The sequence below is a fragment of the Pseudomonas sp. GQ91 genome, assembly GCF_059758795.1.
In genome coordinates this window covers 326,198-341,511 of the sequence record NZ_JCAXED010000001.1, presented here as the reverse complement: position 1 = coordinate 341,511, position 15,314 = coordinate 326,198, and the positions used below count along the sequence as shown (strand labels likewise).

At 62.5% G+C, this 15,314-nt stretch carries 4 protein-coding genes; 3 read left to right on the top strand and 1 reads right to left on the bottom strand.

Annotated elements, in window-relative coordinates; genetic code table 11:
• The first annotated feature begins 11 nt into the window (after positions 1-11).
• From AC6CIA_RS01275 to AC6CIA_RS01265, 3 genes are read left to right on the top strand one after another with little or no spacing between them, the layout of a single operon-like run.
• Complete coding sequence (locus AC6CIA_RS01275) at positions 12-9,026, top strand: non-ribosomal peptide synthetase (protein WP_498310269.1); 9,015 nt, start codon at positions 12-14, stop codon at positions 9,024-9,026.
• A complete protein-coding gene (locus AC6CIA_RS01270) occupies positions 9,023-12,811 on the top strand; it encodes a non-ribosomal peptide synthetase (RefSeq protein WP_498310268.1) in 3,789 nt (1,262 codons plus the stop codon). Before AC6CIA_RS01275 ends, AC6CIA_RS01270 begins: the two co-directional genes overlap by 4 nt.
• Entirely contained in the window at positions 12,808-14,451 is a 1,644-nt protein-coding gene (locus AC6CIA_RS01265) for a cyclic peptide export ABC transporter (RefSeq protein ID WP_498310267.1), read from the top strand. Before AC6CIA_RS01270 ends, AC6CIA_RS01265 begins: the two co-directional genes overlap by 4 nt.
• Before the next feature lie 8 nt (positions 14,452-14,459).
• On the opposite strand, the gene fhuF is transcribed toward AC6CIA_RS01265, so the two are convergent.
• On the bottom strand, positions 14,460-15,197 hold the full coding sequence (gene fhuF, locus AC6CIA_RS01260; protein WP_498310266.1) for a siderophore-iron reductase FhuF: 738 nt from the start codon (positions 15,195-15,197) through the stop codon (positions 14,460-14,462).
• Positions 15,198-15,314 lie beyond the last annotated feature (117 nt).

Below are 15,314 nucleotides of genomic sequence, written 5' to 3'. Positions count from 1 at the left end.
GGATGAGTGCGATGACGCAACAAGCTTTCCTGGAGATTGCGCAGCGGCTGGCTTCCTTGCCCGCGGACAAGAAAAAACTCTTTCGCCTGCGCCTGGCCGAAAAGGGCATCGACAGTTGGCGCCTGCCGATCGTCCCCGCCGTGCTCGGCGAAGGCGAGCGCGCGCCGTTGGCGCAGGCGCAGCGACGCTTTCTGTCGGCGGAAGCCCTGAGCGGTCGTGCGCTTTACAATCTGTGCTCGGTGCTGCGTTTCGACGGCCGCCTCGATGGCGAGCGTTTGCAGCAGGCCATGCAGCAATTGACTGACCGTCATCAGATCCTGCGTACCCGCTACACGAGCGATTCGCAAGGCCAGATGCAGGCCCATTGTGAGTCGCAGCAAGTGCCGCTGCCCAGCGTCGAACCGTTGACCTTGGCTGCTTCCGAATACGAACAGTGGTGCGCCGATGAATACGCCCGCCAGCTGGCCGAACCCTTCGATCTCGCTCAATCGGCGCCTTGGCGCTGGCACGCCTTCAGCGACGCGCAAGAGCAATCGACCTGGTTGTTTTTCACCATTCACCACGTGGCCTACGATGCCTGGTCGGCCCAGCAACTGACTCTTGAGTTGGCCGAGGCGTACCGGGCGCTGGCATTGAATGAACCGGCCCGCCAGCCCGAGTTGAGCATCCAGTACGCCGATTACGCCGCGTGGGAACGCGAGTGGCTGGACAGCGAAAGCTGCCGGCAGCACATCGACTTCTGGCGCGGCCAACTGGCGGATGCGCCGGCGCCATTGGCGTTGCCCCTGGATCGCCCACGCCCGGTGCCCGCTCAACGCCGCCATAGCGGCGCGGTGCTTGCGCGGGCGCTTTCACCGCAACTGACGAGCGCGGTCGAGGCGGCTATTCGCACGCATGGGGTAACGCTGTACATCTATGGCCTGACGGCTTTCAGTTGCCTGCTTTCGCGCTACAGCGGCGAACATGACCTGTGCCTGGGCACCTCGGCCGCTCAACGTGATCGTCCGGAGCTGGTGCCCCTGATCGGCCCCTTGCTCAATACCCTGGTGATCCGTCAACGGCTGCACGACAACCCGGACTTCGCCAGCGCGCTGTTGCGCACCCGTGACAGCGTCGCGGCTGCCTTCGATCATCAGTTGCTGCCTTTCGAGAATGTGCTTGAACACCTTGAACGTCCGCGTTCGAGCCCGCTGTTTCAGGTCATGTTCGTCCAGGTGGACTTGCCCGAAAGCCGCACGCTTACCTTGCCTGGCGTCGCGGTTGAAGTCCTCGACCCGCCGCAGCGCCATGCACGTTTCGACCTCACGCTGCGCCTGGTGCGCAGCGCTGACGCGCGCCTGCGCTGCGAGTTGGAATACAGCGATGAAGTGTTCGATGCGGCGACGGTCGAGCAAATGCTGGATGACTTGCTGGCGATTCTTGACCAGGCATCGAGCCATCCCCAACGACGTCTGGCCGAGTTTCAGCTGGTTTCGCCGCCGAGCGAGGTGCGTGGCCCCGCGTTGGGCGCGACGCCCTTGCCGCTGGATCAGCAGGTGCTTCACTGGGCAACGCACACGCCGGCTGCGGCGGCTTTATGCAGCGTTGGGCAAACCTTCGACTATGCCACGCTGGGTGCCGCGAGCCGCGCGCTGGCCACGCGGTTGGCCGGGCAGGGCATCGGGCCGGGCCAGGTGGTTGCGCTGTGCATGCCGCGTTGCGCGGTTCAATTGCTGGCGATGCTGGCTTGCTGGCAACGCGGTGCGGCCTGCCTGTTTCTGGACCCGGCCCAGCCGCCACAGCGACTTGCGCAATTGTTGCAGGACAGTCGCGCGAGTCTCTGGGTGACACTGGCCGAGGCGCCCGAGACGGGGGTTGAACTGGCGCGTCTGATACTCAGTGAGGCTGATTTTTCGGCAGTCGCGGGCGAGAATCAGAGCCTCAGCCAGCCGCACCTGCCTGCTTACCTCATTTACACCTCGGGTTCGACCGGCCAGCCCAAGGGCGTCCTGGTCACCCATGGCAACCTGGCGCATTACGCGAGCGCAGTCGCTCAACGCTTGCAAGCGAGGCCGGGCAGCCGCTGGGCGACGTTGGCGACCGTGGCCGCCGATCTGGGGCTGACGTGTGTGTTCGCCGCACTGAATGCCGGCGATCCGCTGATCCTGCCGTCAGCCTCGTTGGCCTTCGATCCGCCGGGCTGGGCTGACTTTCTCGACGAGCAACCCGTGGACTGCCTGAAGATCGCGCCTTCGCACTTGCGTGGCCTATTGGCGCTGGACGATGCCCGACGCGTGTTGCCCAGGGAGGTGTTGATCCTCGGTGGCGAGGGTTTCGATCACGCGTTGTTCGCACGGGTACGCGAACTGGCGCCGCAACTGCGCATCTTCAATCACTATGGCCCCTCGGAAACCACGGTCGGTGTGGTGTGCGGAGAAATCCTGGCGCGCGACTCGCTTGACTCGGATCGGTATCTGCCTTTGGGCCTGCCGTTATCGGACTGCCAATTGCGTATCGTTGACGGCCATGACGTGTCGGTACCGCTGGGCGTGGCCGGCGAGTTGTTGATCGGTGGCCCTCAGGTTGCCCAGGGTTACCTCGGTCAACCCGGGTTGACCGCCCAGGCATTTGGTTCGACTGCCCAGGGGCAACGTTTTTATCGCAGCGGTGACAGGGTTCGCCTGGATCGCAGCGGACGCCTGGTATTTCTGGGGCGGCAGGACGATCAGGTGAAGATCCGTGGTTTCCGCGTGGAACCCGGCGAAGTCAGCACCTGGCTCAACGCTCAGCCTCAGGTCCGCGAAGGGGTGGTGCTGCCCTGTGAAGTGAAGGGGCGCACGCAACTGGTGGCGTATCTCAGCCCTTCATTGCCAGCCGAAGAGTTGGCGAGCCTGCATGCTGAGGCCAAGCGTCAATTGCCGGAACACATGGTGCCCAGTCATTGGTTGGTGCTGGACGCGCTGCCACTGACGGCCAATGGCAAGCTGGATCGACGGGCATTGCCTGAACCGGCTGACAGTGAAGCGGCCGATGCATCCGTCCGGCCACCGAATGGCGCCACGGAACAGCGTCTGGCGCAGCTGTGGCGCCAGGTTCTCGGTTGCACGGACGTCGGGCGCGAGGATGATTTTTTTGCCCTCGGCGGTGATTCGATTCTGAGTCTGCAACTGATCGGCCTGGCTTCGCGCGAAGGACTCACGTTGCAACCGCGCGATATCCTGCAACATCCCACCTTGGCGGCCATGGCCTTGTGCATCGATGGCCGGCAGGACCCCGTGCTGCTGACTGTCCTCACGGCTTTTCGCGAGTTGCTTGAACAGCCTGGCCTGGGACCGGACGCCGACTTCTTTGCCGAGGGCGGGGACTCGATCCTCAGTCTGCAGCTGATCGCGCGTCTGCGTAAGGCTGAACTGCGGCTGATGCCCCGGCAATTGTTGGAAAACCCCAGCGCCCGACAATTGACCGGGATACTGAGCGCGTCGGCGTCTTCGGCCGTTGCGCCCACGCGCACCGCCGAAGCCCTGGAACAGCCACGCCCGCTGTCCCATGCCCAGCAGCGGGTGTGGTTCATGCAGCAGCTCGAGCCGGCTGCAACGGCGTACAACGTGACACAGTTGCTGGCGTTGCGCGGTGACCTGGACGTGCCTCGACTGCAACGCGCCTGTCAGGCGCTTGTTTCGCGTCATGAGGCATTGCGTTGCAGGTTTTTCGAAGAACAAGGGCAAGTCTGGCAGCGCCTGGATGAGACGGCCGCTGCGATCTTCAAGGTGCATGACCTCCATGACCTGGATCAATCACAACAGGCAGCGGCCATTGCCGGGGCGGCCAAGCGCGTTTTTGACCTTGTGCAGGGACCGTTGCTGGCAATCGATGTGTTTAGTGTGGCGCCGGGTGATTATCGGTTGCTGTTCAATGTGCACCACATTGCCGTGGACGGCTGGTCCATGGGCGTGTTGGTCGAGGATTTTGCGCAGATCTATCAGGACCGGACAACGCCTGCGACCACCGGCTTGCTGGCGTTGATCGAAGCGCAGCGGCGAGAGCTGGAAGGGGGGCAGGGCAGCCAGTTGTTGGGCTACTGGCAACAACGCTTGCAAGGGTTGAGCAACCAACCGCTGGAACTGCCCGACCACTGCGCGCGGCCGGCGCTGCAGGCGTACGCCGGTGCCCGCAGTGAGCTTGCCTTGCCCGGATCGTTGAGCACGGCTGTCGAGGCCCGGGCCAGGGCCCTGGGCGTCACGCCCTTTGTGCTGTATTTCGCCGCCTACCAACTCTTGCTCTGGCGTCATGGCGGGCGCAATGATTTCGCCATTGGCTTGCCAGTAGCAGGGCGCGAATCGGCCGAGAGCCAGGCATTCGTCGGTTTGTTCGTCAACACGCTGGCGCACCGGGTGCAGCTTGATCCCCGGCAAAGCCTGCAATCCTTTATCCAGGCCCTGAACGGGCAGTTGGCCGATGATCTGGCCCATCAGGCGCTGCCATTCGAGCAACTGCTGGACGTGCTCGATATCGAGCGCAGCCTGGAGCGCACGCCGCTGTTCCAGACGATGTTCAACTATCAGGCTGACCACCGCGGTTCGCGCAGCCTCGACCTGCCGGGCGTCAGCGTGGAATCACTGGCGTTGCCGGACGGCGTAGTGAGTGCCAAGTTCGACCTGACGTTCAATCTGTTCACCCAAGGCCGCGGGACGGATGCGCGCACCCGGTTGATTGTCGAATACGCCACGGCGCTGTTGCGTCCCGGCACCCCTGAACGGCTCATGGAGGATTTCCAGGGGTTGCTCGCCAGCCTGGTCAGTCTCGATCTTCAGCAGCGCTTGCTGGACATACCCCTGGGCTCGGTTGCAACCCTGGCCAGCGCAGGCACGTCCATGCCTGTGCATGGCGAAGCGGATTTTGTCACGCGCTTCGAGGTGCAGGCCGCAGCCCATCCTGATCGTATCGCGGTGTACTGCGCCGATCGCCGCTTGAGCTACGCCGCGCTGGATGCCCAAGCCAACCGCCTGGCCCACTGGCTGCTGGGGCAGGGCATCGGGCAGGAATCAACGGTTGCTTTCTGCCTGCCTCGAGACGAAAGACTGTTGGTGTGCCTGTTGGGGATCCAGAAGGCCGGCGCTTGCTACCTGCCACTCGATCCTGCTCATCCAGCGGCACGCCAGGCGCAGATTCTCACCCGGGCGCGCCCGCAATTGCTGCTCTGCGACATGCTGCCCGCCGACGTGCCTGAGTCCCTGCGCTGCTGTCTGTGGCGGGACCTGGCGTGGTCGCCGTTGCCTGCACAAGCCCCGGGATTGGCGACGACGCTTGAGCAGTTGGCTTACACCCTCTACACCTCGGGATCGACCGGGCAACCCAAGGGCGTGCAGATCACGCGAGGCAATTTCGCCAATTTCCTGCTGGCCATGGAACAGGCGCTGCCGCTGGAAAATGTGCAGCGTTATCTGGCCCTGACCACGGTGACCTTTGACATTTGCGGCCTGGAGCTGTGCCTGCCGCTGGTACGCGGTGCCAGCGTGGTGTTGGCCGATGATGCAGAGCGCCAGGATCCGCTGTTGCTTGCGCGACTGATCCAGCACCAGGCCGTGGATCTCATCCAGGCCACACCGGCCACCTGGGCGATGCTGTTGCAAGGTGATCGATCCGTTCTGGCCGGGCGTGTGGCGCTGGCCGGTGGCGAGGCGCTGGCGGCGGAAATGGCCAGCGAACTCAGGCAGTGCGTGGCCCACCTGGTCAATGTCTACGGCCCGACAGAAACCACGGTGTGGTCCACCCAGGCGACGATCAATGCCTTGCAATTGGCGGTTGCCCCGATTGGTCGTCCACTGCTCAACACCCGTTGCCACGTCCTCGATGAGCATTTGTGCGAAGTGCCTCCCGGCTGTGTGGGTGAGCTTTACCTCGCCGGTGACGGCCTGGCTCGCGGTTATGCCGGGCAGGCGGGGTTGACCGCCGAACGCTTCATTGCCGATCCGTTCAGCCAGGACGGTGGTCGTTTGTACCGCACCGGTGACCTGGCACGTTGGCAGCCCGATGGGCAGCTGTATTACCTCGGTCGTACCGATGACCAGATCAAACTGCGCGGTTATCGCATCGAACTGGGGGAGATCGAGGCCGTGCTGCTCAGCCATCCCGATCTGCAGCAGGCGGTCGTGGCCGTGCAAGGCGAGCACCTGGCGGCCTTCTGGGTCAGCCATTCGGATACTCCACCTGACGAGGCTTCGATCCGCAACTATTTGCAGCTGCGCTTACCGGCCTACATGGTGCCGACGCATGGGCAGGCGCTGGAACACCTGCCCCTTAATACCAACGGCAAGGTGGATCGCCAACAATTGCCACGCGTGCGGCAGGACATTTGCGCTACGGGTTTCGTTCAGCGCCCGCTGACGCCCAGCGAGAGGTTACTGGCCGAGGTCTGGAGGGCGGTTTTGAACCTGCACTCGGTACCGGCCGATGGTCATTTCTTCCAGTTGGGCGGGCATTCGCTCATGGCGGCCCAGGTGCGTGCGCGCCTGCGTGAACAGGGCTTTGACGTACCTTTGCGCTGGCTGTTCGAAACCCCGGTACTGGCCGACCTCGCGCAGCGCATCGAGGGCCTCGCGCGTTCCCTGGACCTGGCTTCGCTGCAGATCCCTCACGTCGACCGGCAGCTTGACCAGCCCTTGTCCTCGGCGCAACAACGTGTGTGGCTGATGCAGCAGTTGGATCTGGCTGACAGCAGCTTCAACATGAGCAGCAATGTACGTTTGCGCGGACCACTGGACGGCCATGCCCTGGAACGTGCATTGCATCGGCTGGTGGATCGCCATGCCATCTTGCGTACTACCTATCACCAGCGTGGCGGCGAATTGTTCCAGCGGATTCACGAGCAATTGTCGGTGGCGTTGCAAGTGATCGTGTCGAGCCCGGCGCAGTGGCTAGCCGATGCCCGCGACATTGCGCTGCGACCGTTCGACCTGGCCAGCGAAGCACCGCTACGGGCAATCCTGTACCGCCTGGATGAGCAGGACCACGTGCTGCAACTGGTCATGCACCACATTGCCTCCGACGGCTGGTCCGGCGCAGTGTTGGTCGATGAGCTGATCCAGGGCTACGAAGCCTACAGCGCGGGTATGCTACCGCCACACGGCAAGCTGGCGATCCAGTACGTCGACTATGCCGTATGGCAAGGGTCGCCGGCGGTACAGCTGCGTCAGCGAGAAGGCCTGGATTTCTGGCGGCGCACCCTGGCAGGCATTCCCGCGCAGGTGCCACTGCCGTTCGATTTTCCCCGTCCGGAGCGTGACAGCGGTACCGGAGCGGCCCTGGACTTCCAGTTGTCAGCGGACACGGTGGCGCGGTTGAAGGCGTTCGCGCAGGCCAGTGCAACGTCGCCGTTCATGTTGCTGTTGACGTGCTACGCCGCCGTGCTGCAGCGCGAGACTCAAGGCCGAGACTTGGTTATCGGTACGGATGTGGCCAACCGTGACCATCCGGCCACCGAGTCGCTGATCGGCTTCTTCGTCAACCTGCTGGCCTTGCGTATCCACGTGCAACCCGAGCTGAGTTTCCGTGAGCAAGCGCTGCAGGTCCGGGAGATTTGCCTGCAAGCGTTCGCCTGGCAGGACACGCCGTTTGAACGGGTCGTCGAATGCCTGGAGCTGCCACGGGTGGCGAATGTCCACCCGCTGTTGCAGACGTTGTTCGTGCTCGACAACACACCGCGCCAGCAACGCCAACTCGGCAACTTGCAGGTCGAACCCCTGGCGGGCGAGCAGCATCACTCCAAGTTCGACATGGCCCTGTTCGCCAGCGAAGACGGCGATGCGTTCAACCTGCGTTGGGTGTATCGCACCAGCCTGTTCCGCCCGGCCACGATTGAACGCTTGCGCGATGCCTTCGAATCGCTGCTGGACATGGCCCTCGGCGCGCCGGACAACCCGATCGATAGCCTGATTCCGACTCCAGAAGGAGCTGCTGCAATGTCCACGGACAATCCGCTGCAACGCAAAATGAGCAAATTGGGCAAGATGCGCCAGAGTGGTTCGCCTGTTACCCGCGAGCCCTTCGAAGCCCGACCGCTGCGCGAAGGTTCGAAGTTTCCCTTGTCGATTCAACTGCGTGACCGTGAGTTGGCGCCGGCCATCTGGGCTGAAGCTCACCGGGAACAGGTCGAAAGCTGGCTGCTTGAGCACGGTGGCATTGTCTTCCGTGGCTTTGATTTACCGACACCGGCGGCATTCGAGGCTTTTTGCCAGGCCTTGTGTCCCCAGTTATATGGCCAGTATGGTGACTTGCCGAAGGAGGAGGGCGGCAAGAACATCTACAAGTCCACGCCCTATCCCAAGGATCGGATGATCCTGTTTCACAACGAAAGTGCTCATCAACACCGCTGGCCACGCCGGCAATGGTTCTACTGTCAGACGCCCGCCACGTCCGGTGGCGCCACCCCGATTGTCGACAGCCGCCAGGTATTCCGTGAACTGCCGGCATGGCTGCAAGCGAATCTGCGCAACAAGCAACTGATGTACGTGCGTAATTTCAGTACCAGCCTGGACGTCAGTTGGCAGCACTTCTTCCAGACGCAGGAGCGCACCGAAGTTGAACGGATCTGTCGTGAGAGCAATATCCAATTCCAGTGGCGTGGCGCCAACGACCTGCACACCCGTCAGGTTTGCCCGGCGGTGATCCTGCACCCGCTGACGGGGGAGGAGAGTTTCTTCAATCAGATCCAGCTTTATCACCCGGCTTTTCTCGACGCCGATGTGCGCGAGCAGTTTTTACGCGACGGTGAATCCGCGATGCCCAGGCAGGTGTTCTACGGAGACGGTTCTGAGCTTGAATCGAGTGCTATCGAGGCCATCAACACCGCCTACGAGCGATGTGCCGTGCGCTTCGATTGGCAGCAGGGGGATGTGGTCATGCTCGACAATATGATGGCGGCACACGCGCGGGACCCGTTTGAGGGCGAGCGCAAAATTGTGGTGGCCATGGGCGAGATCTATGCGCGCGACCAGGTCCTGGCCGCCCCGGCGCAGACCGAAGAGAACCCTGCAGAGTTGAAACCATGATGGACCTTGGACTCACGCTTTCACCTCAACAAAAACAATTGGCCCAGGCTAATCCGCAGGCCTGGCGCTGGGCGTGGATGCAGTTGCCGGGCGTGCCCGAAGGCATTCTCGAACAACGCCTGCGCAACTGTGTGCGGCAGCATCAGGCGCTGCGCCTGCGGTACCAGCGCCCGCTCGGCGCCACGGGCTTGCGCCAACGTGTTGTCGAGCCCCACGAGGTGCGCGTGGACTGGCGCCAGGGACGTTCAAGTGACGGGCATGATCCGCAAGGGTGGCTGCGCGAGGCCCAGCAACATTGCCTCGCCGAACAACCCGATGTGTTGGCGTGGTTACTTGACGACCGGCTCCTGCTGGCGGTCCCGACGTACTCGCTGGATCAGCGCAGCCTGATCCAATTGCGGGAGCAGTTGCTCGGACCCGCCACGGCATTGGACGCCGAACCCATGCAGTACGACGAATACGTCGAATGGATCAATGGCTTGCAACTCGACGAGGATGCCGAGCAAGGCACACAGTTCTGGCGCAACCTGGCCTTGCAGGAGGTGCCGGGCATGCGCCTGATTGAGCGCTATGGCATCGCCAGCGGTAAGCATGCCGTTGTACGGCAGGTGCTTGCGCCGACACTGCCAGCGGCGTTGACGGCTGTGGCCGAGCGTGAAGGCGTGGCCATCGAACCCCTGGCCCTGGCCGCCTGGAGTTCATTGCTGGGCAGGCTCAATGGCCAACTGCAGGGACAGTTGGGCTTGCAGCACGATCCTCGCGATGACTATGAAGAGCTGTCGGGCGCCTGCGGGTTGTTCGAGCAAACCCTGCCGATGGTGGTGCGGATATCCGAACACAGCACCTGGATCAACCTGGCGCGACCATTGGCACGGCAACTGGAAAGTGCCGTGGGCTGGCAGGAATATGTGGGCCAGGCCCCACTGTTGCCGGAGTGGCGCGCCAGTTTCCAGGCCGGGATGCGTGTCGTGCATGCACCGTCGCTGTATGGCGTGCAGGCGCTGTCCTTCGACACCCCGGTCGAACTGCAATTGCAGCTGACGCTCGATGCCCAACGCAGTGGGGAGCTGCTGCTGGCCTATGATTGTGGTCTGTACCGTGAACAACAGATGCAGCTGTTGCTCAAGCGCTTTGCCCATTGGCTCGAGCTATTGGTGCAAGCGCCCAACGGCCTCATCGATGGCATCGATCCGCACTTGCCCGAGGATCTGCCGGCGGTGCCGACGCGTCCCGAGTTGGCGCCGGATCTTGATATCGTCGCCACTCTGCGTGAACACGCTCGGACACACCCGGATCGGCCCGCCTTGCGTTATGCGCAGCAAATGTTTTCTTACGCCGAACTCGATGCCCTGAGTGATCGTGTTGCCGGCAGCCTGCAACTGGCCGGCGTTGGCCGGGAGCATGTGGTGGGCCTGTATTTGCCGCGTGGGGCGCAGATGTTGATTGCGATGCTGGCCTGTTTCAAGGTCGGTGCTGCCTACCTGCCGTTGGACCCTCAACAACCACCGCTGCGCGTGGCCGGTATCATCGATGATGCGCAACCGACCTTGTTGCTGTACGTGGAAGGCCTGCAACCCGAGACCTTAGTCGACACGCTGTGCTGGTCGCAGGCGTGCAGCGGGCCGGTGTGCACGTCGCCGGTGCAGGGCGCGGCGCACGACCTGGCCTACGTGCTCTATACCTCGGGCACCAGTGGCAAGCCTAAAGGTGTGCAGATTGAACAAGGTCAATTGCGCCATTACGCCACGCAAGTGACGCGCGCGCTGCAGTTGCCCAAGGCCGGGCACTATGGCCTGGTGTCCTCGCTGCTCGCGGACCTGGGCAATACCGTGTTGTTTCCGGCCTGGTTGCAGGGCGGCTGCGTGCATGTGCTGGAGCAGTCCACCGTGACGGATGCCCTGGCGTTTGCCGACGAACTTCAGCGCTACCCGCTGGACGTGCTCAAAATCGTCCCTTCGCACCTCGAAGCATTGATGGGCGAACACACCGCCGCCAGTGTTTTGCCACGCCAGGTCCTGGTATTGGGCGGAGAGCCGGTCAGTGAGCGTTTGTTGAGTCGTATGGCCCAAGCGAAACCGGCCTGTCGGCTGTACAACCATTACGGTCCGACGGAGACCACCGTGGGGGTGTTGTGGCGGGCGATCGATATCGACCAGGGCGTGAGTGGTTGCGCGTTGAATCAAGTAGTGGGTGATAACCGCATCCTCTTGCTCGACGACCAGCAACGCCCGGTACCGCCCGGCCAGGCCGGGGAGTTGTGCATCAGTGGCGCCAGTGTCGGGCGCGGCTATGTGGGGGGTGTCGGCGCCAGTGCCTTTGGTACCGATCCGCTCAGCGGCGGTCGCCTGTACCGCAGCGGTGATCTCGCCTTGCGCCAGGCCGATGGCGCACTGCGCATTCTTGGGCGCAATGATCAACAGGTGAAAATTCGTGGATTTCGCCTGGAACTGGCGGAAGTCGAACAGGCTTTGCTGGCCCAGCCGGAGGTATTGCAGGCCGCTGTGTTGCTGGACGGTGAAGGCGACCACGGACGCTTGCTGGCTTTTGTGGTCAAGGATGACACCCGCCTGCAGACGACCGAGCACCTGCGTGCCGCCCTGGCTCGGCAGTTGCCGGACTACATGCTGCCCAGCGCGATCCTGGTACTCAAGACACTGCCACTGAACAGCAATGGCAAGCTGGATCGCAAAAACCTGCTCGAACGTGCCCGGCAGCGCTTGCAGAACACCCGTGTGGCGCCTGTCGGCGAACTGGAAATCGCCATCCTGGCGATCTGGTGCGAGGTGCTCGGTGTTGACGACCTGGGGGTGACCGATAATTTCTTCAATGTTGGCGGGCACTCGTTGGCGGCGATCAAAGTGGTGTCGCTGATTCGCGAACGCTTGTCGCTCGAGTTGCCGACCAACCTGCTGTTCGAACGGCATACGGTGCGTGATCTGGTTCATGGCCTGGATAACGGCAACAGCAGTGGTCCGTGGAAAGTCTTGAACGACGCGGATGCACAGTCGCCGGCCTTGCTGCTGGTGCACGGCGCGCAAGGGCACCTGCAGGCGTATCAGCCGCTGGTAGACAATCTGCGGGGTAAAGTCGCGGTCTTTGGCCTGGCCGCCCTGGAAAAGGGGTGGGCTGAGGGCGACGTGGACGCATTGTTACAGCACTATGTGGCGAGCATCCCGGTTCATCTGAAACCGCGCCCATTGGTGCTGTTGGGCTGGAGCCTGGCGTCGCGGCTGGCCTTTTTGCTGGTACCCCACCTGCAAGCCAGCGGCTTTACTGTCGAAGGGCTTGTGGTACTCGACCACGATGCGCAGCGTACCTTGGCGGGCGAGGGCGATGAAGCCGGTCAATTGATCGCGGATTTTGCGTTTTACTGTCGCAGCCACGCCCAGCCCATGGGCGAATCACTGCGCGAGCGTTTGACGGGCCTGTTGGCCGGTCAGGATTACGCCGAGGGGGTTGCCCGGTTGCTCAACGATGCCCAAGTGCGGGAGCATCTGCAATGGGAAGCGGCCGATGCTGATTTGCTCGGGTTATTGGCGCAATATCGCGCGATCAAGACGCGCTTGTATGAGCAATCCTTGCCCATCCTTGATGTACCGCTGTGGCTCTGGCGCGGTAATGCGCATGCCGATTTGCGAGCTCAGTGGCAAGCGCATAGCCGGCAAACCGTTCGCCAGTGGACACTGGACGTCGGGCATCATGAAATGCTCGGGGAGCCGCGACTGGTCGAAAGCCTGTTGCCCTTACTGCTGGAAACCTCTGCCAAGGTGGTGCCTGCCTCATGATGTTATTGAAAGAACTGTTGCACGACGCTCGATGGCGGATTCTGCTGGCGATTCTGAGCAGCGCCCTGAGTGCGGCAACCAGTATCGGCCTGATCGGCTATATCAACCGCAGCCTGGAGCAGGGGCTCGATGATCTCGGCCGGGGGCTGTTGCTGTTCGGCGGCCTGCTGATCCTGTTGTTCATCAGTGGTGTGACCTCGCAATGGTTGCTGGTACAGATCGGGCATCGTTTGGTTTACCAGCTGCGCCTGCGGCTGGTGGCCAAGGTGTTGGGCACGGCCCTCGAGCGTATCGAACGGCTGGGCAGTCCCCGTATCTACAACGCACTGACCAAGGACGTGACCACCGTCGCCACGGCGTTCAAGCAACTTCCGATCTCCTTGTACAACGGTTTACTGCTGTTGGCGGGGCTTGCCTACATGGCCTGGCTGAGCGTGCCGTTCTTTTTCATGACCCTCGCGGTGATTGCCCTGGGGGTGGGGCTTGATGTATTGCTCGGGCGCAAGGTCAAGACCTTGATGCAGGCCGTACGACAGCAGGACGACCAGTTGACCGAGCAGTTCGAGGCCACGATCCAGGGGCGTTGCGAACTGGGCCTGAGCCGCGAACGCCGGCACCTGCTCTATGAACACCGGCTTGAACCTATCGCGCGGGCCTCGCTGGAGGCGTCGGTACGCGCCGACACCCTGTGGGCGGTGAACCTGAACTGGACGACATTGCTGGTGTTCGTGCTCATCGGTACGCTGTTCTTTCTCGGCCAGGGCCTGGGGTTGCTCAGTCAGCAGGTGGTGGTCGGTTACGTGCTGGCAATCATGTTTTTGCGCACGCCGATCTCGATGATCCTGGACGCCATTCCCGCAGTCATTCGCGGCCATGTTGCCTTGCAGGCCATCGATGCGCTGGCGCTGGGTGAGACGGTGCAGTTCAAGGCACCCGTGCAAGCGGCGCAACCCTTCAGCGAGTTGCGTTTGTCCAACCTGCACTATCGCTATCCGGGCCAGCGTGACGAATTTGCGTTCGAGCTGGGGCCGATCGACCTGTCGATTCGTCGCGGGGAGCTGATTTTCATTGTCGGCGGCAATGGCAGCGGTAAATCGACCCTGGCCAAGCTGCTGACGGGGCTCTACGTGCCCACTTCGGGGCAGGTTTCGCTTAACGGTGTGGTGCTCGATGCCAGCACCAGTGAATGGCACCGCGAGCATTTCGCTGCGATTTTTGCCGACTTCTATCTGTTCGCCGATGTGTTGGGTGAGGCTGGCAATCATGAAGGCCTAGAGGCCCGGGTGGATCACTATCTCGACCGTCTGGGCCTGGCCCATAAAGTCGAATTCGCGGCCGGGCGCTTGTCGACAACGGCGCTGTCCCAAGGCCAGCGCAAGCGCCTGGCGCTGTTGTTGCTCATGATGGAGGGCCGGGAAGTGTTTCTGCTGGACGAGTGGGCGGCAGATCAGGATCCCGTGTTCCGCCATGTGTTCTACAACGAACTGCTACCCGAGTTGAAGGCGGCCGGTAAGACGGTGATTGCTATCACCCATGACGACCGTTATTTCGACGTCGCCGACCGGGTCTATCGTCTCGACTACGGACACCTTGTGGACTACGACCGAACGACAGAGAAGCCTTTTCAATTGGCGAAATGAGGTAGCCGTCAAACGGCCTGCTCCTGCTGTTTGCACTCATCGAGGGGGCAACTGCTGCAATAGCCGACGCCGGCAAGGCGGTAGCGAATGCAGCAGATGCGCCTCAGGCGCTGCGGCTCTTGCTCGCCGATATCCTGATAACGCACGGGGGCAAACAAAGGATTGCGTCGGCCGTCGGGGCGCAGGCGAGCGCTCAGGATTTCTCTGGCCGGTGCGGTGCTGCGCGCGTCGGCCAACGGGTGCAGGTCGATACGGCTGGTGACGAACTCGAATGTATTGCCGGCATTGCTCCAGAACAACCGCGGCGACGCCCGGGAGACACTGACCAGGGTTTGGATGACGGGGTCCAGATGCTCCTCGATCAAGGTATGAAATCGCTCGAAAGCCGTGCAGGGTGGCAAGGGACGGCCGGCATCGGCCAAGTGCAATGCCCGTGGCCGGGAGTCATCGCCCAGTTGCACGCCGGTGTCGGCAAGGGCAAGTGGCAGGTCGCAGTGCTGGAGCAGATTGGCGGCCATCACCGGTGCCAGGAACGTGCTGAAGTACCATTTGGACCACAGCGATACCAAGGCCAGGCGCTCATCGGTTTGGTAGCGTACCTGCAGGTCATCGACGAAGGCACTGAAATGCTCGCGCTGGAAGAACCTGTCTGCGGGCACGTCCATGCGCGGATGGCTGCGCAGTTGCAGCTTTTCACCGTGTTCGGCCAGAGGACCGGTGAACAGCGGGGCAAGGCTGGGAATCATCGACTCATCCGTGGACCGCGAATTGAGAGAAGTTATCGTTCAGAGAGGTACGAAGTATAAACAGGGCGCGACTGTCTTGCGACTGTTCATCACGGGCAAGGAAATGTGAGAACCGTG